The sequence below is a fragment of the Legionella sp. W05-934-2 genome, assembly GCF_964199965.1.
GTDB lineage: Bacteria > Pseudomonadota > Gammaproteobacteria > Legionellales > Legionellaceae > JAFIFT01.
The window spans coordinates 20,632-45,558 of sequence record NZ_CAXMZT010000007.1 but is presented as its reverse complement, the minus strand read 5'-3'; the positions used below and the strand labels follow the sequence as shown (position 1 = coordinate 45,558).

Below are 24,927 nucleotides of genomic sequence, written 5' to 3'. Positions count from 1 at the left end.
ATGCCCGAATTGAAATGTGTAATCTATAGATTAAATTCTGCTAAGCATTCAGGGTTGGCGATTGCTTGGAGGTTATTTACGTTCTGCCCCATCAAAACTTGTTTTACGGCTAATTCAACCACTTTCCCACTTAACGTTCTTGGAATGGCGCTCACTTGCTTTATGATGGCTGGTACATGCCTAGGTGAGGTATTTTCCCGGATATATTGCTTAATTTCATGGATTCGACTTTCCGATAATGACGTGCCTGCTTGCATCTGAACAAATAAAACAATCCGTTCATCATCCTGCCATGGTTGACCGACGACCACACTATCGACAATATCGGGTAATTTTTCCAATTGACGATAAATTTCTGCGGTACCAATGCGTACCCCACCTGGATTAAGAGTAGCATCCGCGCGACCGTAAATGATAACCCCGTCGTGAGCGGTGATTTCTGCATAGTCCCCGTGGGCCCATACCCCTTGAAAGCGGCTAAAATAGGCGTTGTCATATCGACTACCATCGGTATCCTGCCAAAACCCGATTGGCATAGAAGGGTGCGCGTTACGGCAAACCAATTCCCCTTTTTCTTGTGAAACTGCTTGGCCCTGTTCATTGAAAACAGCAACGTCCATGCCTAAACCGATACATTGAAGTTCGCCGCGATAGACTGGCAGCATGGGGTTTCCTAAAGCAAAGCAGCCGATAATGTCTGATCCACCTGAAATAGAGCAGAGAGGAATATCCTCTTTCAAGGATTCGTAGACATAGTCAAAGTTTTTAGGCAATAACGGCGATCCGGTGGATAAGATCATCCTTAATTTGCTTAAGGGCAAATCATGCTTAATAGAAAGCTCAACTTTTTGGCAACTGGAAATAAATTTCGCGCCAGTACCAAAATGTGTCACCCCGAATTGATTGATGATATCAAATAGGTGCTTCGGACTTGGGAATGCAGGGGAACCCTCATAAAGGGTGATTTGGCAACCCAATGATAAGGCAGACACCATCCAATTCCACATCATCCAGCCTGTCGTGGTATAAAAACACAAATTGTCCCCGGCGCGAATATCACAATGCAATGCTTGTTCTTTCATATGCTGAATGAGCGTTCCGCCGGCGCTGTGCACCATACATTTTGGCATACCGGTGGTGCCTGAGGAAAAGAGGATGTATAAAGGGTGGTCAAAAGGCAAGGAGACAAAATCCAGCACGGCCTGATTATCTAAAAATGTTTCCCACACGATCATCCCTTCATCGAGTGGCAATCCGTTCTCAATTTGGGGGCATAAAATAAACCGTTGGATAGCAGGGAGTGACTGGCGAATGAATTTGATTTTATCGAAGGCTGAATGCGATTTGCCGTGATAAAAATGCCCATCAACGATAAAGCAAACCTTCGGTTCAATTTGCCCCAACCTATCAACGATGGCTTGAGCGCCAAAATCAGGGGAACAACAAGCCCAGATAGCACCAAGGCTCGCAGTCGCTAGCATGGCGATGATAGGATAGTGGTTATTGGGGAGAACGCCTACTACGCGGTCGCCTTTTTGCACGCCGGCAGCCTTCAATCCCGCAGCACAAGCGGCGACTTGTTGTTTTAGCTTGTGCCAGGAAATCGTGTGACGGTTTCCTTGCTCATCAACACAGGTGATGGCTGGTGCATCGCTATTGTGACGCAATAAATTTTCAGCGAAATTAAATCGTCCCCCCGTAAACCATTTTGCTGTTTTGATATTGTCGCCAGGCGTAAAAGCGTTGCTTGGTTCAACTTGCCAGTGAAAGGATAAAAAATCTGCAAGTTCTTGCCAAAAAGCTGACGTTTCTTCAACGGACCATTGGTGAAGCTGATGATATGTGTTTAACTTTGTTTGATAAGATTGGTTAACCTGACGCATAAACTGAGCCATACGGCTATTGTTAATGGATTGGATAGATGGAGTCCAAATTGGATCGCAGGTCATAAAACAGTCCTTAAATCAACGCCCATTATATTACGATTGACTTTCAAAGCGTTAAGGTCAAATGAACGCTATTTTCTCATCATTTCAAGTGATTTGACAATCGATTCAGTCATGTGTTTTGCATCCCCAAATAGCATGTAGGTATTGTCTCGGTAAAATAGATCATTATCGACGCCGGCATAACCCGGAGATAAACTTCGTTTGACAAATAAGACATGTTTCGCTTTTTCGACCTCTAAAACGGGCATACCATAAATGGGTGAACTTTTATCCGTTTTGGCGGCTGGATTGGTAATATCGTTAGCGCCGATGACATAAGCCACATCACAATTGGCAAAATCGCGATTTATCTCTTCTTGCTCAAGCACATGATCATAGGGGATATCTGCTTCAGCGAGTAATACATTCATATGGCCGGGCATTCTTCCTGCAACGGGGTGAATGGCAAAACGAACTTGCGTACCATTGGTTGATAACAGGTCAAATAATTCTTTGATGATATGTTGAGCATGTGCCACAGCCATACCGTACCCTGGAACAATGATGACATCTTTAGCTTTAGATAGCATAAACGCGGCATCTTCACCATTCGCCTGATTAATTGGTTTATCATCTCTTTCGCCATGGCCTATGGATTCATCGGAAGTGGGGATCCCTGAAAATATCACATTGAAGAAGGAGCGGTTCATGCCTTTGCACATGATATAACTTAATATCGCCCCGCTTGCACCGACTAGCGCACCTGTAATGACAAGCAATTGATTACTTAATGTAAATCCAATACCTGCAGCTGCCCACCCTGAGTAAGAGTTCAGCATGGAAATCACCACCGGCATATCCGCACCACCAATGGGTATAATCAATAAGACACCTAACAATAATGCTAAACCTGTGTTGAGATGGAATATCCATAGCTGTTGGGCATTGATTTCGATGGTTAAAAATGTGATTAAGGCTAATGCTAAAGCAAGATTGATGTATTGATGTAGCGGCAAACGAATTGGCTTTCCTGACATCCAACCTTGCAGTTTTAAGAACGCAATAATCGAACCAGAAAAGGTGATGGCACCAATCATTAAGCCCAAGGTCATTTCTAAAACACTGGCGGAATGGATATTACCTGGACTCCCAATACCAAAGGCATTGGGTGACATAAAAGCGCAATAAGCGACCATGACAGCCGCCAAACCAACTAAGGAATGGAATCCCGCCACTAACTGAGGAATAGCTGTCATCTTAATTTTTAAGGCAATATAGGTACCAATGGCAGCGCCAGCAAGCATGAGTATGAGTATCAATAGGTGTTGATTCATTCCAGAAAGGGAAAGCGTTGCACCAATGGCTAAGGCCATCCCAATCATGCCTAATAAATTACCTCGCCGGGCTGTGACAGGGCTGGCTAGCCCTTTCAATGCCATGATAAAACAAACAGCAGCAATCAGATAGATAGATGGAGAAATATCACTCATGAATGGATTCCCTTACAATTATTTTTTATACATTTTTAGCATGCGTTGGGTGACAACAAAGCCACCAAAAATATTAATAGCGGTTATAAAAATCGCAATGCCACTGAGCCAATTAATGCTGATGTGTTGTGAGCTACCCATTGCAATAATAGCCCCTAAGATAATGATACTTGAAATCGCATTCGTTACCGACATTAAGGGGGTGTGAAGGGAAGGTGTGACTTTCCACACCACATAATAACCAACAAAGCAAGCCAAGATAAATATGGTTAAAATGGCAAGATAAGGATTACTTAGGGTATTCATGCTGGTCATGCTGGTTGCTCCTCACGCATAAAAGGCATTGTTTGTCCTTGATGACAGATTAACGTGTGCTGTAGGACGGTATCGTCAGCATTCAACTTAATTTGCCCATCATCACTGATTAACTTGACTAATTGTAATAAATTATTGGCATACAGTTCGCTAGCAGTGGCCGGGACTAGACCGGCTAAATTACTATACCCCATAATGGTTACACCATGTTTGACAACCACTTTATCATTCTCGCTTAAGGCGCAGTTCCCACCACGAGCAGTCGCCATATCAACAATCACACTGCCTGGTTTCATTGCACGGACAGTTTCTTCTTGGATTAGAATCGGTGCCGGACGATTTGGAATCAACGCAGTGGTGATAATCATATCCGCTTGCTGGGCGTGTTCATGGATAAGCGCTGCTTGCTTTTGCTTATAAGCGTCGCTTGCTTCTCCTGCATAACCACCTTCCCCTTCCATATCCTCGTCACTGACTTCGACAAATTCAGCACTCAAGCTCTCAACTTGCTCCTTGGCGGCGCGACGTACATCAAACGCATAGACTGCTGCGCCGATACGTTTCGCCGTGGCGATCGCTTGAAGGCCAGCTACACCCGCTCCCAAAATTAACACTTTGGCAGGATGGATCATACCGGCTGCTGTCATCATCATTGGCACAACCCGCTGGAAAGCATTCACCGCCATTAAAACTGCTTTATAGCCTGCGAGATTAGACTGAGAAGAGAGGGTATCCATGTTTTGAGCCCGGCTAATTCGAGGCATGAGCTTCATATTGATTAACGATAATTGATTAGCTAAGCAGTAATCTATGATGGCACTTTCATCATTTTCAAATTGGCTGATGATCAGGGTATTGGGCGCAAGGTATTTTAAGGTGTTTTTCGTGGGCACATTGACGCTTAGTAATACATTAGCAGTGGATAATATGGACTTTGGCTTATCAACCGAGACGTCACAGGCTTCATACATTTGGTCAGAAAACCCCGATAACTCACCAGCACCTTGTTCAAGAAATACTTGATGCCCCAGGGATTGATAGTGTCGAACAACAGAAGGTGTTAAGGCGACCCTTGTTTCTGGTTTTTGCTCGCACGATGCCACAATATTCATGCACATTCCTTGTCATGTGATAAACATTAAATAATGACTATAAAAGAAATTTATAAAATAATCCAATACTATACCCGTGATCATTCAAATTGATAGATAGAAATAGGGGATGGTTTAGCAGCGACTGTCATTTCCGATTAACGCTTTGGCTACTTTCGATTGATTGGCACGGTTGATTGTGCGACATAGCCAATCACCTGCTTCGACCACTTTGTAAATATCAACACCAGTTTCCATCCCTGAGCCGTGCATGAAGTACAACACATCTTCCGTCGCCACATTGCCACTGGCTCCTCGGGCATAAGGGCATCCTCCAAGACCGGCAACGGCACTATCAAAGCAACGGATACCCATCTCCAGTGAGGAATTAATATTACTCACTGCCTGACCATACGTATCGTGAAAATGCATGGCGAGTTCGGTCGCTGAAATGGATTGTAACATCACTTGTAAGAGGTGTTTGGTTTGCTTGGCTGTGCCAACGCCAATCGTATCGCCTAGACTGATTTCACTAACCCCTAAAGCCTTCAATTTTTCACTGACAAACAAAACCTTGTCGGGGCTTATGTTGCCTTCATAAGGGCAGCCCAAAACACAAGAGACATAACCGCGCATTGAAATGTTGTGTTTCTTCGCCATGTCAGCAACGGGTATGAATCGTTCAATACTTTCTTCAATAGAACAATTGATATTACGTTGACTAAATGTCTCACTGGCTGCCGCAAATACGGCAATATATTTGACACCCGCTTCGATGGCGTTGAGCATGCCTTTTTCATTAGGGACGAGTGCCCAATAGCGATTTTTTTTTGGCTGTTGAATGCCTGCGATCACTTCACGGCTATCTGCCAATTGTGGGATTGCTTTGGGGGAGACAAAACTCCCAACTTCAATATCATTCAGACCACTGTTGGTTAGTCGATTGACTAATTCAATTTTAACAGACGTTTCGACAAACGTTGGTTCATTTTGCAAACCGTCACGAGGGCCCACCTCGACGATGCGAACTTGATTATCCATCGACATGGGCTTCCTGCAGTTTACTAATAATAACCAACTCAGCACCTTCATTGACTTGTTCGCCAATTTGGAAACAAAGTGACTCTAACGTTCCGTCATAGGGTGCCTCGATACTGTGTTCCATTTTCATTGCTTCTAGAACAATGATGGCTTCACCTTGCTTCACCTGCTCGCCTGGTTTTTTATGAATCGCTACCACGGTGGCGGGCATGGGCGCTGTTAGTTGCTTATCAGTGCCTTGTTGCGTCCGCTTATATTGAGGGTCAATGCGCTCAATTTTAGCCATGCCCTCATCTGACCAGAAATATTGATGACGTTCGCATTCAAAAAAATGAAACGTTTCTTGACGGTCATTCAATTCGATGGTGATAGTGTTTTTTTCAATAAGCCATGTGGCAGTCTGTTGTTGATTTTGCCAAGAAACACGCAATTGTTGACCCTGTAAAGGGAAAATGGTTAGTGCAGTTACCGCTGTATTGGCAAGACGGTGAATGGTCCAATGGGCTTGACCATACAGCCGAAAAGCAAATGCGTTGTGCCATACCGGATTGGCTTGACGAGTCAGGGCATGATGATGGGCTAAGCAGGCAGACAAGACAAACGCTTTTTCTTCCGGAATAAAACGTGGTTTTGGCGGATAGTTAGCTAAATAATTGGTTGATAACTCGGCATCAATAAACGGTTGCTGTTGGCAGATTGCACGGCAAAAAGCGATGTTAGTTTTAACGCCACTAATAGCATACTGCGCTAAGCTCCTATTCATGCGAGCAATGGCGACATCGCGAGACTCACCCCAAACAATTAGTTTGGCAATCATGGGGTCATAATACTGGCTGATTGATTTCCCTTGGCAAACACCTGCGTCGACTCGAATATGTTCCCCTTGAGGGGGGCGATGATGCGTTAGGGTGCCAATTGACGGTAAAAATTGATTGTCAGCATCTTCAGCATAAATTCGACATTCAATGGCGTGTCCAAGGCACGGAATATCGCTTTGTTTGATTGGTAAAGGTTGCCCACTAGCAATGAGGAGCTGGAGCGAAACCAAGTCCAACCCTGTGATCATCTCAGTTACGGGGTGTTCTACTTGTAAGCGGGTATTCATCTCCATGAAATAAAAATCCCCCTTGCTATCGACCAAAAACTCGACCGTGCCGGCGTTAACATAACCAATCGTTTCTGCAACGGTTAATGCAGCCTGGTATAGACCTTGCCGCGTTTTTTCCGATAAATTAGGTGCGGGTGCTTCTTCGATAATCTTTTGATGGCGCCGTTGGATAGAACAATCACGTTCATATAAATGGAGTCGATTACCGTGTTGATCGGCTAAAATTTGTATTTCAACGTGACGCGGTTTTTCGATGAGCTTTTCGATGATCATTTTATCATCACCGAAACTCGCTTTTGCTTCACGTTTCGCGCCTTGTAACGCTTTGATGAATTCATTAGGATGAGAGACCGCTCGCATCCCTTTGCCACCGCCACCAGCAGCGGCTTTTATTAAGACAGGGTAACCAATTTTTTTTGCTTCTTGCTGAAGATGGTCTTCACCTTGCAAATCGCCATGATACCCCGGTGTTAAGGGGACACGGGTCTTTTCCAATAGCTGTTTGGCTAATTGTTTCGAAGCCATGGCATTTAACGCCTTAATTCCCGGACCAACCCAAATAATATCTGCCTTTTCACAGGCTTTAGCCAGATCAGGGTTTTCTGACAAAAAGCCGTATCCTGGATGAATGGCATCGGCATTAGCATGTTTAGCAACGGCGATAATCTTATCAATGTTTAAATAGCTTTCGCTAGCGGGTGAATTGCCGATACAATAAGCACTATTTGCCATCTCAACGTGCAGACTATGCTTGTCTGCGTCACTATAAACTGCCACACAATGAATACCTTGTTGCTGTGCTGAGCGCATGATCCGGCAGGCAATTTCACCTCGATTGGCAATTAAGAGTGTTTTAATTGGTCTCACGATTCACTCCAATTTAAGGGAGATTTTGATAAAAACGCATGAAGCCCCTTTTGACCTTCATCGCTGACACGCTTAGAGGCGATTAATTGGGCCGTTTTCTCCAGTATCGTTGAATTGATTGGTTGATTTTTTACCAGATCAACTAATTGTTTGCAGTCGCGGACCGCTTGCGGGGCATTCGCTTTAATCTGCTCGCAAATGATATCACCAGCGGTCTCTAATTCTTCATTGGCGATGACTTGGTGGACCAGGCCAATATCAAATGCTTGCTGAGCATTCAATTTTTCAGTTGTGCAGAATAACTTTTTTGCTGTGCGAGCACCTACCGCCTCCACAACATAGGGACTTATGACAGCGGGGATTAACCCTAATTTTGCCTCTGAAAAACAAAAATAGGCATTATCGCTGGCAATGGCGATATCACAAGCGGCTACCAGGCCTGCGCCACCCCCCATCGCCGCGCCTTGGATTAGACAGATTGTTGGAACAGGGCATCGATAAATGGATTGCATGGCGTTGGCTAAAATTAGTGAGTCAGTTAAATTCTCAGATTCGCTGAATTGAGCCATGCGCTGCATCCAGTTAAGATCAGCACCTGCGCAAAAATGTTTGCCTTCGGCTTTAATCACGACACAACGGATATTGCTATGGTTGCCAACTGATTGAAGGGCTGCTGTGATCGATTTGAGCAGGTGGTCATCAAAAGCATTATGACATTCTGTTCTCGAGAGGGTTAACGTGAGAACTTGATTTTCAAATTGGCTAAGTAGTCCGCTCATGATTTCTCCTACATCCTGAAGACGCCAAAATGGGTTGGCTTGATTGGTGCATTAAGGGCAGCTTGCAAGCTTAATCCAAGTACCTTTCGCGTATCCGTTGGTTTAATAACGCCATCATCCCATAAGCGAGCACTTGCATAATAAGGATTGCCCTGGGCTTCATACTGACTTCGCAGGGCATCTTGGAACGCCTTTTGTTCTTCTTCAGGCCAACTTTTTCCATTTTTTGCAAGCTTATCGCGCTTAACCTGAGAAAGCACTTGCGCTGCCTGCTCACCGCCCATGACGGAAATTCTGGCATTTGGCCAAGTCCAAAGGAAATGAGGGTCGTATGCTCGTCCACACATCGCATAATTACCCGCACCATAGCTACCACCAACGATAACGGTTATTTTGGGCACTTTCGCATTTGAAACTGCAGTGACCATTTTAGCACCATGTTTGGCAATGCCGGCTGCTTCGTACTTACTACCAACCATAAACCCGGTAATATTTTGTAAAAAAATAAGGGGAATGCCTCGTTGACAGCATAGCTCAATGAAATGCGTCCCTTTCAGGGCGCTTTCTGAGAATAGGATGCCATTATTGGCTATAATACCAATTGGATAGCCATATAAGTGAGCAAAACCACAAACAAGGGTTGATCCATAAAGCGCTTTAAATTCATCAAACTCGGAGCCGTCCACAATGCGTGCAATAATTTCACGGATATCGAATGGCTTTCGTGAATCAGCGGGAATAATGCCATTTAATTCATTCATATTCAGGAGGGGCTCTCTCGCTTCAATGCGCGCTAGTGATGGGGGGGCATGGCGATTTAGGTGACGCATTCTTTCTCGTGCGATTGCTAGCGCATGGGCATCATCTTCGGCATAGTAGTCGGCCACCCCTGATTCCCGGCAATGTACATCGGCACCGCCTAACGCTTCAGCGGAGATTTCCTCACCCGTTGCAGCTTTCACCAGCGGTGGTCCTCCCAAAAATATAGTGGCTTGATTGCGAACCATAATTGATTCATCAGCCATGGCTGGCACATAAGCACCCCCTGCTGTGCATGAACCCATGACAACGGCTATTTGAGGAATGTTTTTGGAAGACATGGTTGCTTGGTTATAAAAAATACGGCCAAAATGATCTTTGTCTGGAAAGACCTCATCTTGCATGGGCAAATAGGCCCCGCCCGAGTCCACGAGGTAGATACATGGTAAATGACATTTCTCTGCAATGGCTTGGGCCCGAAGATGCTTTTTGACGGTCAGTGGGTAGTAAGTACCGCCCTTGACAGTGGCATCATTGACGATAATCATCGTCATTTGGCCATGCACATAGCCAATTCCAGCAATCACTCCCGCGGCTGAGACAGGTTCTTCATAGACATTGTAAGCTGCAAGCGATGCAATTTCTAAAAATGGACTGCCTTGGTCAAGCAATGTATTGAGCCTTTCTCTGGGCAGTAATTTGCCATGGCCCAGGTGGCGTTGGCGCGCTTGCTCATCGCCACCGAGTTCAATTTCAGATAAAATTTGCTCGAGTTTCTCAACCAGCGAAAGCATCGTTTGTTCGTTTGCAAGATAACTTTCACTTTGTGACTTAATGAGGCTTTCAAGGCGATTCACAGCGTCTCCTGAGGGTCCATCAACATTATTGTATGGCGACTTTACTTAATACCACAACAAGCCACACCAACCAGACAACATTGAGAAAATAAGGCATACTGCCGCCTTTCACTAATTTGTAAGTTAAAGCAGGTACACCAGCAACGACAATGGGTAATGCCATTAATACGATAATCTGCTGGACAGTTAGGCCAACCATACTATGGGAAAAGACGGTGGAGAGTTTGAGATTTAGCCAAGTATAGATTTGGTCAATTTGAATAATGCCCATGGCAAAGTAGTGGGAAAAAATGACCACAATTGCGCTTAATGCTAAATAGAAAATTGTTTGTTTAAACATAGGTTCTTATTATTGTCATTATAAATTTTTCATTGTAACCAGATTTTGCATGAAAGCAAGATGAATTCAATACTCTTAACCTTGAGGATATCGGTTATTGTGTATTAACTGGCTTTAAAAAAGGTTTTAATTGGGGCTTTTCCTTCATTCGATATTGGTAAACAGCATAATAGGCAATAATATTTTTTAAATAATTGCGGGTTTCGTGAAATGGTAAGGTTTCAATCCAGATATCCATGTCATCTGCCGTATGATTTTTAAGCCAGCGATTGACCTGATACGGGCCGGCATTATACGCCGCTGCTATCAAAGTGGGGTGTCCTTTAAAGCGCTGATTTAAACGATTCAAATAAGCAACGCCTAAGTGAATATTTTTTTCTGATTGAAATAACTCATTGCGATTGGTGTAAGGAATATGGTCTTTTTTGGAAACCATCAGTGCAGTGTTTGGCATAACTTGCATTAGCCCTCGTGCGCCCGCACTCGAAACGACACGGTGGTTAAATGCACTTTCTTGGCGGATGATGGCATAAATAAAGGCAGGAGTGATATTGTACTTCGCTGCACGTTTTTTTATTTCTTGTTGATACGCTAGGGGGAATCGTAAGGTTAGAAAATCATTTAGCTCTTCGTTGGCGTTAGATAAATAGACTGATTTGCCATACCATTTTAATTTCTTGGCTGCCCAGAAAGCTAATGCCCGTTGTTCTTTGTTGTTTAATTCACTGGCAAAATCATTAATCATACTTGAAGCGGTATAAAAGTTCTCGGATTGATAGGCATGTTCAATCTGATGAAGAATTGATTTATAAGGCATTAATATATTGATGTTTTTGAGAGGCTTTCCCGATTCAAATTGGAAAGGTTGTTTAATCTGGATACTTGCTAAAAATCCATAGTAATGTCTGTTTTTTGCAAGTTTTACAAAGATCTTATTTGCCTCTTCATTTTTATCCAACCCTTTCAAAGCACGAGCTTGCCAGTACTGCCAACTTGGGGATTCTGGTTCTTCCACATGTTTCAATAACTTGAGGACATTTTGCCAGTGTTTATGTTTTAAAGCATGCCTGATTTGCCAATCTAAAAGCACATCATTGTAGGATTCAGGGTTTACCATTTTAAACCATTGCTCAGCATCTTGATGATCGCGAATGGCTTTATACAACGCAACGTGGGCAAGGAATGCTTGCTGTTGCTTCTCAGTTAACAACTTGCGACTTTTTCCTTGGCGCCATAAATGAATAGCAACATCCATGTGTCTCGAAACAAGGCGTTTTAATCCATAGAGATAGAATTCGTCATGTAAGCTATCTTTTTTGAGATGCTTAATGGATTGTGGCGATTGATAAATCTTGAAAAGTAATTCAGAATCTTCTGTTCGCGGGGGCTTAAGCTGTTTTAGTAAGTATCGGGCTAAATGGATATTTCTTTTGTCAAGCGCAAGTCTAATCCGTTCCTCTATCAAATCATTATTGATTAAGTCTTGTTTCGTTAGTTCAGCAAATACTGCGTCACACGCTTTTGCTTGGGATTGACCAACTAGCCAGAGTGGCTTGGCGATTACAAATGCAGTATTCACATTCCCTGTTTTTAATTGAGCAAACGCGGCATAGCACTGCAACGTTGTGCTGTTAAGGTCTGATTGATAAAATTTTAGGTATTGCTCCCAGTCTCTTTTTTCCGCAAGCTTGACTAACCATGCTCTTCGTAATTTAACACTGAGTGGCCTACTGTCATTGATAAAAAATAACAGCTCATCATTCATGGTATCGGGGAGATGATCTTTTAATCGCTGATATTGTTCGAATCGGCTGATTTTCTCCGCGGGTGTCGGCGAGGAGGCGGCGTCAACAATGCCCATAAAAAAAAGCAAACAAATAGCAGCAATAGAGCGTTTAACGCTTATCTGTTGATGTTTGATTAGAAAGCTTTGCCAATTCACTACGCATCCTTTCGATGGTTGCAGAATAATCGTTACTTTTGAATATAGCAGAGCCTGCGACAAATTGACTAGCCCCAAGCAGACCAATTTGATAAATATTTTTTTCGTCGACGCCGCCGTCGACACATATCGGAATGTGCGGATAACGTTGATGGATGAGCTTAATTTTATCAAGCACACTCGTAATCAAGCTTTGACCGCCGAATCCTGGGTTAACTGTCATCACTAAAATAAAGTCCAAACGATGGGCTATCCAAGTTAAGCAATCAATCGAAGTCGCAGGGTTTAACACAATTCCTGCTTCGCAGCCATAACTTTGAATCAAAGCAAGGCTACGTTCGAGGTGAATGGTTGCATCGGGGTGGATGCTTAAACGATTAGCGCCTGCATTGGCAAATTGGTGAATTAAATCATCCACCGGATTTGTCATTAAATGGACGTCAAGCGTCAGTTTTGGAAAATGGTTTCGCAGACTTTGGCATATAACTGGGCCAAACGTTAGATTTGGCACATAATGATTATCCATGACATCAAAATGGATCATGTCTGCCCCAGCATCCATGACAGATTTCACTTCATGAGCTAAGTTGGCGAGATCGGCCGACAGAATTGAGGGGGCAATCAGATAATTCATCATAGTCATTACGCTGTGCTATCAAAGGCAAAATTTAAGGTTAAGTTGGCTGTGTGCACAGCGAGGCGATCATTTGATCGATTACCTACTTTTCCCAGTGTGGAGAAATACCTGTAATCTAATCCAACTGATGTAAAGTCATCTGCAAAATACTGCCCACCGATGATGAGCTGGACTGCGCCCTCGCTGCTGGACTCTTTAACGGTAGGTTGAATTAGGTTGGAATAAGAATAAAGACGTAACTCATTTTTAACAGTGACATAACCACCACCAAGACCGATGTAGGGAACAATTTGCGAATCTTGGGAGAATTGGACTTGGTATAAGTCATAATATCCGTTGACCATTCCACCAACATAATAGGTATCACCCCTTAAGGATAACGGGGTAGTAGAGGCGTTATTGTTGTTGAATCGCTTGATAGTAACGCCATTAATGGTTAATTTAGAGTAGCTATTGATGTTGAATATGATTTCTCCTTCTATTCGCCAAGGCGCACAGCGATAGCCAATTTGTCCACCACCACCGCCACCGATACGATAATCCAGTTGACTGTTTATTTGAGTGGGTGGGGGTAAAGGATTAACTGCAGAGAAGCTCATGGATGGAACATAACTCACCAATCCAATACCTCCGCCATACCATCCTTCTACTGGATTGAAAGCCATGCCTGCACTGCTAATTGCTAAGCAAGTTGCGCCAACGAATACACCATATTTTCGCATAATTCTTCCTAATTACTTATATTGATTTCCTTCAAAGCGATAAATCACACCGATTGTTGCCATTTGCACTTGATATCGTTGACCAAAAGCACCCGCACTGTCTGAGCCGACGTACCGATAAGCTAAATTGACAGCGTAATTTTCAGCAAAGTTATACGTACCACCAACGGTGCCTTGGTATGAGAATACATTATCTGTTCGTTTGAAGCGAGCTACTCCAATTGGGCCTGTGCTATTTAATTCCGCCGTAACATAGCCATATCCAATGCCTGCGCCAATGAATGGAGCGATGGCAGGTACGACATCTGGGAAGTCATAATACACATTAAGCATGCCGAATGAGGCACTGGTTGTTCCGGTGACTCCCGTTTGAGGAGTGGGACCAATACTAAACTTATATGTATCGCCTTGGGTATAGGTATATTCGAGTTCATAGCGCATGGGGTTAGATTGGTAGCCCCAACGACCGCCAGCATTCCAGCCATCACGATATTTGGGGAGGTTGAAAAATAGACCACCCACTCTTGTGGACACATTCCCCTCAAAATATGAGTACCCACCGAATGCGCTTGCATACCAGCCATCGATTGGCGTGGCGGCATGAATGGTTGAGGCAAAAAAACTGGCAAATATTATTATTATTTTTTTCATGATGACCCTATGTGAAAAGGTTAAGATATTATCTTAACCACTTCCATATATTTTTCAAGACAGAACCTTTAAATATCCTAAGTCCTGGAAATATTACTTTCAAATGGTTTTAAAATACGCTAGGATTCTTGCCCCCTTTTATTATTTATCAGAATGATCTTGACAGTGCGTGTAAAAAAATGATTACCTGGTAGAAAGGGTTTCAGGGAAAGTATGATCGAAAGCGAAAGGGAGGGCATGATGCCAAGCAAAAAATATAGTAAATCAGAATTAATACTGCATCTCTTTGATGTCGCTCAAAATCTCATTGAACTTATTTCAAACTCTTCACCACAAAACCAAGAGGCGCTAGTCGAACGGTTGACTCAGGCAAAAGATAACTATCTTGGCAAGGGGGGCTGGTGGAATTGGATTGCCTCATTCTCTCGCTCCCGTGGCCCAGAGCTAGATACGCTTATTAAAACCTTACAATCTGAAAAAGATTCATTACTCCGATTACAAGCGTTTAGAAATTTCATTCAAAAAGGTGGATGGACTACCACTTCAGCGAATACGGGTATATTCAATGGGATAATCAAGGAAATTAGTACTGATTTTGCTGAAAATGACGAACAACTCAAGCAGTTTGTCATCCAAACGCTAAAAAAGGAAATGGTTAATATCATTGATGAGCAAGAAGCATCCTATATTCGGATCATGAAGGAAGCAGAGCTTGAGCGTAAAGCGTTAAGAACGCGTCAGGAAGAAATGACGCGATTAAAGACCAATCTTGTTATCACTGATACGTTAAACACCGCACATGACCAGGCAAAACATGAGGGCAAATTCGCTATCTACTACCAAAGTAAAGGAAGTATTATCCAATTTTATTGGATAGATAGTAGTCTTAAAAAACACCGGTTGATACATAGTGGTTTGAAGCAATTTTATAGCAAATCCGATTTATCGGAATCCACATTATCACCTGAAGCGCTGAATGTGCTTAAAGATATGTTATTGGAGTCGGTTCTTGATATTAAGCGTTCTCTACCAAACAAAGCGAATAGCAGTGACTCGTTAGCGGATAGTCATGATGATCAATTGTCAAATGAAGTGTCATCTGTGGCAAAAATGATTGGTAAATCGGCATTACAACAATTAACAGATGTCTTGGAAGTCAAGCATGGGATTAAGGCCCCGTCTAAAAGTTCGGCAGAAATTAAGCAAAAACCAATGCCAAAACCATCGGACATTTCATTAAAATATTCGCAAAGCTTTTTCCAAAAACTTGAAAACCATTTTAATAAACAGAAGAAAAATCCAAAAGCCGTGGAATCAGTTGGCTTGGCCTTCGGGCCAAGTGGAGCACCTATCGGTAAAATTGAAATTCCGAATTCCGTTGCTCAATGTTTTGGGCATGGGAAATAGCTATCATCTGCGGGTGTTATTTGATAAATCTTATTGGATGTAAGAAAGTTCTCAATATAACATAAAAATCACCCGACAAATGAATTTTAATCAATCCAGCCATGCTCACAATATTTCAAATCCTGAATGTGACGGCGCTAAGGTTTGGCTAACCCAAAAGTGTGTTTCAAATGATAGTGTTCTGGGCTGCAAAGTAATTACTTACCTTACATATCCACATCAGATAAATTTCCTTTAACCAACCTGACTTGCCCGTGTATTTTTAGCAGTTGATTTTCTTTAAATTGAAAATAAGCAATCACTTCCGCTTCGACAGGCATATTTTCTCGATTGAAGCCTTTAGGATAATATAAGGCGAATACCTCATCGCCAGCTTCAATCATCTGTTTATAGTCAATGCTATCAATTTGCATATTCTGTTTTTGTTCTATAACGTGGTCAATATAATCATCAACATTCATGATGACCCCATTGATACATTGCTCATATTGGGGATGAAAATATTGTTTTATTACTGAGCGCAAATCTAAATTTGGGTCATAAACGGATTGCCAAATACGTTTTAATAAGACTGTGTTAGACATATCAGATCACCTTTCCAAGCTATGAATGACTTTTTAAATTTAATTAAATTGTTCAACTGTTTTGGTTTGCTACCAATCGATGTAATTTATGAGTAATGCCCGCATGAATAAAATCCCTCTCAAATTTAAATCCTAATTTTTGCATAACTTGCAGAGATACTAAATTATCAAATGCTGCAAAACAAACAATATCTTTCCATTGCATTGTATTAAATGCAAAATCGACTGAGGATAAACCCATTTCACTTGCAAAGCCCTGATTCCAAAATTTTCTATCTATCTGATAAGTTAACTCAATTTCCTTATGGTCATTTAAGGTAAAAGTTTTAAAGCCGCCTCTGCCCATATACCTTTTTGTTTCTTTGTGATACCACGCCCAAGGAGCAAAACCAAATTGGTTATAATGTTCAATGTCGGATTGTAATCTCTGTAATGCTTGCGCTTCGGTATAAGCGACGCCATAATTTTCTATAAATTCTGGATTGGCCAACATATGAGCATAGTCAGGATGGCATACTATCTGGGGTATGAACGCCACGAGATTGTGAGTTTCTATAAATGGCTTATTAATTTTAGGATCGTTAAAAGCTAACTTCATAATTTTAAGACAAAAATCATTCTTCCCATTTGCATAATCAATTGTGTTGTCAAATTTTTGCGCCAACTCAAATTTCAATTGCTCGTATTCTCGAGAACTATTCTCGTAGGATCGCAAATAATTTCTAAACAAAATCGGTTGCTCATACCATGGAGAAGGGTATTGAACCATATGTATTTGGTAGGTACGTACACCATTTATGTCTTCTTTTTGAAAATAACGTCTATTAGGAAGGAGAGTTTCGAATTTTGGGTTATATCGATATCCTAGAGATTCAATTTTATGAATCTCCTTTTCAGTAAATTCAGACAAGTTTCTAACAGCAATTAAAATATCGATGACAGGTTTGGCATGAATACCTGGAATAGCAGTACTTCCAATATGTTCTATGATAACGATGTTATTCACGTCTATATCTAACAACCGATTCTTCTCGTCTTCAAAGAGGCGGATCTAATCAGAATTATGAGGGATTAAGGTTATCATCACAATTACTCCAACGTACTTTTGACATGATGGATTATAAATTTAAGGCGGCAGGCCCGGACTTGGGTCTGTATGGTTCCGCGAAAAGTTGGGCATCATGTTTCTTAGTAAAAGCCATTGGTTAGCGGGTACCGCCAGTCGCGATCGAAAGCCCGCTGACTGACTTTGATGCCTGGGGGCGCTTGTCGGCGTTTATATTCATTATTGCGTATCATGCCAATGACTCGGTGAACTGTATTCGCGTTATACCCTGAGGCGATGATTTCATCGGTGTCTTTTAACCCTTCCATATACAGCCGAATAATGCCATCCAAGATATCATATTCAGGCAAGCTTAGCTGATCGTATTGATTGGGTGCTAGCTCCGCGGATGGCGGGCGGGAAATAACTCTTTCTGGGATGACAGGGCTTATTTGATTGCGATAACTGGCTAAGCGATAGACTTCCGTTTTTAAGACGTCTTTCAAAATAGCAAAACCACCACTCATATCGCCATAAATCGTGGTGTAGCCAACGGCTGATTCACTTTTATTACTGGTACTAAGAAGCATATGCCCCGTTTGGTTGGATAAAGCCATTAACATCACACATCGAATTCTAGCCTGACAGTTTTCTTTAGCAATGTCTAAGATATTTGGTTTCATCGCTGGCATCATGGTGGATAATAGCGCTTTGAATGTGGGCTCAATATCAAAAACTTGGTGGTTGACGCCCATGGCCATTATCTGTTGATGTGCATCTTCATTACTGATGGTGGCGGTATAGCGAGATGGCATCGAAACGGCGATTACTCTTTCTGGTCCAAGGGCATCTGCGGCGATCGCTAAGGTTAAGGCCGAGTCGATCCCCCCTGAAAGTCCGAGCACAACGCCGGGGAATTTGTTTTTATTCACGTAGGCTGCCAAGCCTGAACAAAGGGCTTGATATAACAAAGCATCCCCTTCGGGTAATTCGGATATCAGGCCTTTAGCGGATTTTTTTTGTAAAACGATGCTGTCACAGCAGGTGGCGAAAGCAGGTTGCTGGCAAACTAGCTGATTGTGTGAATCCCAGATAAATGAGCAGCCATCAAAAATCAACTCATCCTGACCACCCACCAAGTTGGTATAGATTAGATTCATCCCTAATTGAGCATAGCGGTGGCCTAACTCATATCGTTGAGCTTGTTTGTTTAGGTGAAAAGGTGAGGCATTGATACAAATGAGATGATCCGTTGTTTTAGCAATATCCGGGGTGATGACCCTGTCGTCCCAAATATCTTCACAAATGGCGAGGGTGAAGTGATGCCCTTTGATTGTCCATTGGAGAGCAGGATGAGTGCCAGGATGAAAGTAGCGCTGTTCGTCAAAAACGCCATAGTTGGGCAAACGCTGCTTATCATAAAAAGCAACGCATTTTCCATCATGCAATAATGCCGCACTGTTATAAAGCTTCCCATCGACCATTCTAGGAAAACCAATGATGACATAGGACGATTTAACGACGGGGATAATTTCATTCAAGGCCTTTTCTGTGGCTTGGATGAACGTTGGTCGAAGTAATAAATCTTCTGCTGGATACCCACAAAGGCATAATTCAGGGAAAACAATTAGGTCATGGTTTGCTTGATATTTTTTTATAATTTCAACAATCTGTTGTTTATTTTGTTCGATAGCGCCAACAGTGGTATCAATTTGGGCGGATAACAAAGATAAGGTGTCTGACATGGCCGTCTAATATGGTCGATTTGACCTTATTGTACTTTAGGAACAGAGAAAATTAAAATCTTGATGCGATCTTTTTTCTGAAAATTATGCTATAGATTAAATATAAGAAGACTAAAAAAAGGGATTCCTCAAATGAAAAAATGTCTCATACTTTTCAGCATAATGACTATAACCGCAACATCGAGTTTTGCGGTCAAGTATTATGGGCAGGAGTTGTGTAAATATCCGCAATTTGAGTGTATTAAGGCAAGTGGGAGCTGGGAAAAAATGTTCCCTGATCCAAAGCAGCGCGACATCGTTCAGCGCCTTAATCGTACTTATAATTATTTATGGGGTGGGAAAACAATCGTTGTCCCCAAAAACCTTAAATATTTAACCTTATTTGACGTTGCTCCTTTCCCACTTAAAATCAAATCAGAGGGTGAGAAGCAAGTTATCGTAGACCAAGATAAACTCGCTTGGGTAGCCTATGATAAAAATGGCAATATGGTTCATTGGGGCCCAATTGCGTCAGGAAGTAATCGATGCTCTGATAACAGTAGTAAAACGTGTTTAACCATGACGGGTATTTTCCGATTTTTCAGCAAGGAGAATGAGCATTGTAAATCCGGTGTTTTTCCCATTGGCCGGGGTGGCGCGAAGATGCCTTATTGTATGTATTTCCATAAAGGGTTTGCAATGCATGGATCTCATGATATCCCAGGATACAGAGCGAGTCATGGTTGTGTGCGTATGTTCACTCGAGATGCTAAATGGATGAATCATTATTTTGTTGATTTATCCAACGAAGGCAATGACCATTTAGGAACTAAAGTAACGATTCGTCCAGTAACACAGTGAGAATACTATGAATAAAATCCGTGTTTTACTAATTAGTTTCATGGCGCTATTGGCTGTCTCTACAATAGCAAAGGCAGAAAAAAAAGACGATAACACCAATCCATTAGGGTGTCGTGATGTGGGTTATGAATTTGACATGCGATTGCTGCATTTAAAGCCAGGCGCAGTTGGCGAACGAAATTCAATGTATTTTATCCATAATAAATTGGGTCAAAAATTGACTTTATATCAATTGAGAAAGGATGAATCAGCGCGCTCTATGTTTTTAAATCACCTCATTTACCCTAACCAATGGGCAGTATTATCTATTAATGAAGTCAGCATGAAATTTGCCTGCTCAGTCAAAAATGCGGGTAAAAAATATGGGGAATTGGTCGATTGCGCGGATGCGATTACCGTATGCGAATTTAATAATGTAAAATTTGGTCTCAATAATCGAGGCAATTATTGGATAGTGGGCAGTAGTTCTCGCAATGGTGCACTGCGGTCAGTGGTGTATTATGGCATCATACCTGCCCAATAAAGTAGAAAAATGGATAAGAATAAATCAGGGGAATTGCCATGACAAATTTCAAAACATGGTTAAGTGTGACCACACTAACAATGAGTGTGGGTTCCTATGCCACTTCCGGTTTGCAAGATTATCAGCTTGGCCAGTTTGATAAAGCCGGTCAACAATTAATGGAACAAGCACAAAAAAGTCCTAGTAGCAATTTTGCCCTAGGTAAAATGCAGCTCTATGGATACGGTGTTTTGAAAAACAATCTTCTGGCTATTGAGCATATCAAACAAGCTGCCAAGCAAGGTGACTGGCTAGCCCAGCAGTTTATGGCACGCTTTGAGTTAACCGTCAATCAAAACCCTAAAGAAGCGATGACCTGGTTCAAAAATTTAGCGGAAGCAGGAGACACTCATGCCAGAGATTATGTCATGGCAGCTTACCTTTATGGATATGGAGTTGAGAAAAACCCAGATAAATCCAGGCGATATGCTGTACAAGCTGCTAAATCAGGTGATCCCATTGGACAATATGCACTTGCGCGAGATTTTTTAGAAGGCCGGCATCACAGCACCCGAAAAATGGGGGTAGTTTGGTTAAAAAAATCGGCCAAACAGAAATTTCCCAATGCGCAATATAAACTCGGTTTATTATATCTTAACGGTCAGAATATTAAAAAAGACCGTGCAAAAGGGATTGATTTAATTGCCAAAGCAGCGGAACAAAATTTCACCCCAGCGATGGTAAAACTTGCGGAATTAGCGACAAAAGAAAGTCGGGACAGTGTTGCGAAAGCATGGTATGAAAAAGCGGCTGAAGAAGGTAATGTTTCTGCGATGGTCGCATTAGCGAAGCAATACCAAGACCCTAAAAGCAGCAACCATGATTTAAATCAAGCCTATGAATGGATGCTAAAAGCCGCGAAAAAAGGATCGGTGGTTGCTCAACAAGCTTTGGCACAAATGTATCAAGAAGGGCAAGGGGTGGCTGTTAATGAGAAAGAAGCGGCTGTGTGGAAAGCGAAAGCAGAGCAAAGTGAAAAAGAGGTAGACAAACGACGGGCCGAAATGAATGTCATTCATTTTGTTTCAAATAATTCTGCTGAAACGTTTGAGGACACAACCTATTATTTAGGCGGCATTTTACAACAATGGCAAAATAAACAATTTCTTCAAGAAAATCGTTACAACCCTTATCCTAAAATGACTCAGTTTAAGCGTAGCGATTTGTTCTCACCTCAATTTGAATTTGTCAAAGCAAATGATGTTCCCTTGCAGTTTTATTATGATTATTTAGCTCAAATGTTGACTAAAAATCATAATAAAGAATGGCGTTTAGCGCGTTATTCATTGGATGGTAATATCGAAGAATTACTCAAAGAAGATATGTTAATTCTTGAGCCAGCAGAGCAAGCCTCAATGGTGAATACCAAGCCTGTCTTTCTAAATCCTGATCCGACTAAAGAGGTGGATTATTTAGAACAACTGACTCTGGGATGGGAGCGAAATGCTAACCTACGTGCAGCGGTCTATCGGTTGTATAATCAGGCCATTCTAGGTAACTCAGACGCGCAATTTGAATTGGGGCAATTGTATCATTACGGCATGGGAGTCAAACAAGATTCAGCCCAAGCGATTGTGTATTATCAATTAGCAGCATTGCAACGTGATGTTCGAGCAGAATACAACCTTGGTATTTTATACTTAGAAGGGAAAACCGATCCAGTCGATTACGAAAAAGGACTGAGTTGGATGACGGATGCTGCGTTTAAAGGCAATGCCTATGCACAATATGCTTTGGCCAATATCTATCGATATGGCTATAGTGATAAAGATGGCCTACAAGTGATCGAACCGGATCAGAGTCGGTCTATAAATATGTATTATTTATCTGCTGCCAATCAGTATGGGCCTGCTCAATATGAGTTGGCTAACTTGCTGGTTCGTCAACATAACCAGGGATTAAGTACCCTTGCGAAGCAAAACCGAGAAAAACTCGTCAAATCATTATATAAAGGCGCTGCAGCTAAAGGAGTTGCGGAAGCGTATCTGCCAATGGCCTACTATGATGCGGTGAGTGAAAACCCGTCCGATCAGCTACGTGCCTTTAAAATGGCCAGTAAATTAGTGGATGAAGGGGATAAACAGGCAGCCTTATTGCTAGGGATGCTATATGATCGGGGCATCGGCACGAAACAAGATCCTTCAGAAGCGATAAACTGGTATGAAAAGGCAGATCCATCAGCGGTTAAATTATTTATTGTGGGCAGTAAAAAGCTGACAGGTGAGTCAATCGATAAAGATGAGACTGACGCTGAAAATTTACTCAAACAAGCCGCAGAACAAGGGTTTTCATATGCAGATTTAAATTTAGCTATCTTGTACCAAAAGCAAAATAAACCATTCATGTTTGAGTTGCAAAAAGCGGTTAATAGTGAGAATGCCCGTGCTGGTATGCTCCTTGCTGATTACTACTTGGCACAACCCAATGACGTTGAAAAAACAAAAGATGCCATGACAGTCTATCAGCAATTTGCTGAAAAAGGGGATGCAACTGCTCAAATGAAGTTAGGCTATATCTATGATGAAGGTTTATTGGGGGAACAAAATCGCCAACTTGCTAGTGAGTGGTATACAAAATCAGCGCAACAAGGACATCCAATTGGCCAATTTTTATTAGCAAAACTTTATCAGCAAGGGGATATTGGCAAGTACCCAGACTATCAAAAAGCACAATATTGGTATGGAAAAGCCGAGAATAAATTGCCCCAAGCCGCCCTAGCGCGAGGGTTTGTCTTAGATACATTTATGAACCGTTATAAACAGGCTGTCAAATCCTATCAGATAGCTGCAGAGGCGAAGTTGCCACTTGCTTACTACAATCTTGGACTTGCCTATCAAATTGGTAAAGATCGCCCTATCGACATGGAAAAAGCTGTTTTTTGGTATGAAGAGGCGGCTGAACAGGGTCAACCCGATGCGATTGCATTATTAGCCAGACTTCATTGGACAGGACAGGCGAATGGTGGACAATCCAAAGCATTGACTTTGTTTAAACAAGCGGCTGATCTCAAACATAAAGATGCGCTGTATCAAATGGGATTATTTGCTGAGACGGGCGTGTTAACCGACGTTGATATGAATCAAGCGGTCAACTATTATCGTCAAGCAGCAAAGCAGGGTAATGATAAGGCGAGCTTGGCATTAGCCCGTATTTATCAATATGGCTTGACTGGTCAGGCAGACATGGATAAAGCGAGGAGTATTTATGAGCAGCTAGCCAAAAATAACAATGCCTTTGCCCAATACCAATTGGCCATGTTAGATATGAGTGGTCACCCTTCGGAAGAGCAAGCGAAATCGGCTCAAAAATGGTTAAAGCTTTCTCAGGAGAATGGTTACAATTATGCGGATAAGATGCTCTATCTTCTTGATGGCTTTTATTTGCAAAACAGCAGTTATGTCCATCCAGTAATCATCAATAATACTGTACTAAATGACAAAACAAGTGCTGGTGAGTTGTATATGGATGCCCTAAACAAGTGGCATCAAGGAGAAGGCCTTGAATCAACCATGATTCTGGAAAAACTCATTCAGCAACATCCAAGATATACCCCTGCCCGTAAGGCATATGATCAAATAAGTAAGCTTGATCAAAATGTAAAAGGCTAACGAAATATATGGCAAAAAGGGTGCAATATGCACCCTTTTTATTCTACAAAGACGTAAACTTGAAAATTCCATTTGATTATTACTTCATTTTTTATTAATCTGTGCAATTCTTGCCTAAGTCAGTTTATGTTTAAATGAGGTGTAAATAATGGATGTATTAGATGTAATGGATAAATTTGCAGGGATTAGCGCTGAGCTTTTAAATAAGTGGGAAGGCCCCGTTCGTAATCAAGTCACGTTTTTTAAGCCCTTTAACTCGTATTCAGATGCTGCGTTTAGAGTGGCATCCGTTGTTGGGGCGCCCTTTGTTTTAGCGTTGCTATCCAGTTTGTTCATCGTCATTGGCAGTGCCAGTTTGCTTGGTGCCGCTTATTATGCCATGACGATGAATTTTACAAGTGCAGGGAGCAGTATCCATGAGAGTTTTGATAACTGGGTAACGGTTCTACAAATTCTATCGCTTGCCATCGCAAGCCCATTTATTAATTTGGTTGATACGGTGGGTGCGGGCGTGAACACATTGAAAGAGTGTATCAATCGAAAAACCGATGATTCCAGCCAAACTCAAACGGTAGCCCTTTAATATTGGGATAAATTGCTGGGTGAGAA

At 42.1% G+C, this 24,927-nt stretch carries 21 protein-coding genes; 5 read left to right on the top strand and 16 right to left on the bottom strand.

All coding sequences use genetic code 11. The features are described 5' to 3' along the window. Nucleotides 1–23: 23 nt before the first annotated feature. The 13 genes from AB3348_RS09295 to AB3348_RS09235 form a co-directional block, all read right to left on the bottom strand. On the bottom strand, nt 24–1,949 hold the full coding sequence (locus tag AB3348_RS09295; protein ID WP_367607330.1) for an acetoacetate--CoA ligase: 1,926 nt from the start codon (nt 1,947–1,949) through the stop codon (nt 24–26). 68 nt (nt 1,950–2,017) lie between these two features. Further along, nucleotides 2,018–3,418, bottom strand: coding sequence for an NAD(P)(+) transhydrogenase (Re/Si-specific) subunit beta (locus AB3348_RS09290; RefSeq protein WP_367607329.1), 1,401 nt, complete (start codon nt 3,416–3,418; stop codon nt 2,018–2,020). Nucleotides 3,419–3,436: 18 nt separating this feature from the next. After that, nucleotides 3,437–3,733, bottom strand: coding sequence for a proton-translocating transhydrogenase family protein (locus AB3348_RS09285; RefSeq protein WP_367607328.1), 297 nt, complete (start codon nt 3,731–3,733; stop codon nt 3,437–3,439). Further along, nucleotides 3,730–4,845 carry a Re/Si-specific NAD(P)(+) transhydrogenase subunit alpha gene (locus AB3348_RS09280; RefSeq protein WP_367607327.1) on the bottom strand — a complete coding sequence of 372 codons (1,116 nt, stop codon included), beginning with the start codon at nt 4,843–4,845 and terminating at the stop codon, nt 3,730–3,732. The genes AB3348_RS09285 and AB3348_RS09280 overlap by 4 nt, the downstream gene beginning before the upstream one ends. Nucleotides 4,846–4,959: 114 nt before the next feature. Further along, the gene (locus AB3348_RS09275; RefSeq protein ID WP_367607326.1) at nt 4,960–5,871 is read right to left on the bottom strand and encodes a hydroxymethylglutaryl-CoA lyase; all 912 of its coding nucleotides are present in this window, start codon (nt 5,869–5,871) and stop codon (nt 4,960–4,962) included. Further along, entirely contained in the window at nt 5,858–7,840 is a 1,983-nt protein-coding gene (locus AB3348_RS09270) for an acetyl-CoA carboxylase biotin carboxylase subunit (RefSeq protein ID WP_367607325.1), read from the bottom strand. The genes AB3348_RS09275 and AB3348_RS09270 overlap by 14 nt, the downstream gene beginning before the upstream one ends. Further along, on the bottom strand, nt 7,837–8,619 hold the full coding sequence (locus AB3348_RS09265; protein WP_367607324.1) for an enoyl-CoA hydratase-related protein: 783 nt from the start codon (nt 8,617–8,619) through the stop codon (nt 7,837–7,839). Before AB3348_RS09265 ends, AB3348_RS09270 begins: the two co-directional genes overlap by 4 nt. A gap of 8 nt (nt 8,620–8,627) precedes the next feature. Continuing rightward, nucleotides 8,628–10,235, bottom strand: coding sequence for a carboxyl transferase domain-containing protein (locus AB3348_RS09260; RefSeq protein ID WP_367607323.1), 1,608 nt, complete (start codon nt 10,233–10,235; stop codon nt 8,628–8,630). Nucleotides 10,236–10,260: 25 nt separating this feature from the next. Then, on the bottom strand, nt 10,261–10,575 hold the full coding sequence (locus tag AB3348_RS09255; protein WP_367607322.1) for a hypothetical protein: 315 nt from the start codon (nt 10,573–10,575) through the stop codon (nt 10,261–10,263). Nucleotides 10,576–10,669: 94 nt separating this feature from the next. Then, nucleotides 10,670–12,517, bottom strand: a complete 1,848-nt coding sequence (locus tag AB3348_RS09250; RefSeq protein ID WP_367607321.1) for a transglycosylase SLT domain-containing protein — start codon at nt 12,515–12,517, stop codon at nt 10,670–10,672. Further along, complete coding sequence (gene rpe, locus AB3348_RS09245) at nt 12,471–13,151, bottom strand: ribulose-phosphate 3-epimerase (protein ID WP_367607456.1); 681 nt, start codon at nt 13,149–13,151, stop codon at nt 12,471–12,473. Before rpe ends, AB3348_RS09250 begins: the two co-directional genes overlap by 47 nt. A gap of 8 nt (nt 13,152–13,159) precedes the next feature. After that, entirely contained in the window at nt 13,160–13,876 is a 717-nt protein-coding gene (locus AB3348_RS09240; protein ID WP_367607320.1) for an outer membrane protein, read from the bottom strand. A 12-nt stretch (nt 13,877–13,888) separates the two neighbouring features. Continuing rightward, nucleotides 13,889–14,527: an outer membrane protein gene (locus tag AB3348_RS09235; protein ID WP_367607319.1), complete on the bottom strand. Its 639-nt coding sequence runs from the start codon at nt 14,525–14,527 to the stop codon at nt 13,889–13,891. A gap of 237 nt (nt 14,528–14,764) precedes the next feature. Here AB3348_RS09235 and AB3348_RS09230 point away from each other — a divergent pair, with 237 nt between their 5' ends. After that, nucleotides 14,765–15,934, top strand: coding sequence for a hypothetical protein (locus tag AB3348_RS09230; RefSeq protein WP_367607318.1), 1,170 nt, complete (start codon nt 14,765–14,767; stop codon nt 15,932–15,934). A 206-nt stretch (nt 15,935–16,140) separates the two neighbouring features. Here the strand turns inward: AB3348_RS09230 and AB3348_RS09225 are convergent, their stop codons facing one another. The 3 genes from AB3348_RS09225 to AB3348_RS09215 all read right to left on the bottom strand — a co-directional run bounded on the left by AB3348_RS09225 (nt 16,141) and on the right by AB3348_RS09215 (nt 19,308). Further along, nucleotides 16,141–16,518 carry a hypothetical protein gene (locus AB3348_RS09225; RefSeq protein WP_367607317.1) on the bottom strand — a complete coding sequence of 126 codons (378 nt, stop codon included), beginning with the start codon at nt 16,516–16,518 and terminating at the stop codon, nt 16,141–16,143. A gap of 52 nt (nt 16,519–16,570) precedes the next feature. Then, nucleotides 16,571–17,569: a GNAT family N-acetyltransferase gene (locus AB3348_RS09220; RefSeq protein WP_367607455.1), complete on the bottom strand. Its 999-nt coding sequence runs from the start codon at nt 17,567–17,569 to the stop codon at nt 16,571–16,573. 137 nt (nt 17,570–17,706) lie between these two features. Continuing rightward, a complete protein-coding gene (locus AB3348_RS09215; protein WP_367607316.1) occupies nt 17,707–19,308 on the bottom strand; it encodes an NAD+ synthase in 1,602 nt (533 codons plus the stop codon). 132 nt (nt 19,309–19,440) lie between these two features. On the opposite strand from AB3348_RS09215, the gene AB3348_RS09210 reads away from it, so the two are divergent. The 4 genes from AB3348_RS09210 (at nt 19,441) to AB3348_RS09195 (ending at nt 24,901) form a co-directional block, all read left to right on the top strand. After that, the gene (locus AB3348_RS09210; protein WP_367607315.1) at nt 19,441–20,148 is read left to right on the top strand and encodes a L,D-transpeptidase; all 708 of its coding nucleotides are present in this window, start codon (nt 19,441–19,443) and stop codon (nt 20,146–20,148) included. A 7-nt stretch (nt 20,149–20,155) separates the two neighbouring features. Further along, the gene (locus AB3348_RS09205; RefSeq protein WP_367607314.1) at nt 20,156–20,671 is read left to right on the top strand and encodes an endopeptidase IV; all 516 of its coding nucleotides are present in this window, start codon (nt 20,156–20,158) and stop codon (nt 20,669–20,671) included. A gap of 38 nt (nt 20,672–20,709) precedes the next feature. After that, a complete protein-coding gene (locus AB3348_RS09200) occupies nt 20,710–24,318 on the top strand; it encodes an endopeptidase IV (protein WP_367607313.1) in 3,609 nt (1,202 codons plus the stop codon). Between the two features lie 148 nt (nt 24,319–24,466). Next, nucleotides 24,467–24,901, top strand: a complete 435-nt coding sequence (locus AB3348_RS09195) for a hypothetical protein (protein WP_367607312.1) — start codon at nt 24,467–24,469, stop codon at nt 24,899–24,901. Nucleotides 24,902–24,927 lie beyond the last annotated feature (26 nt).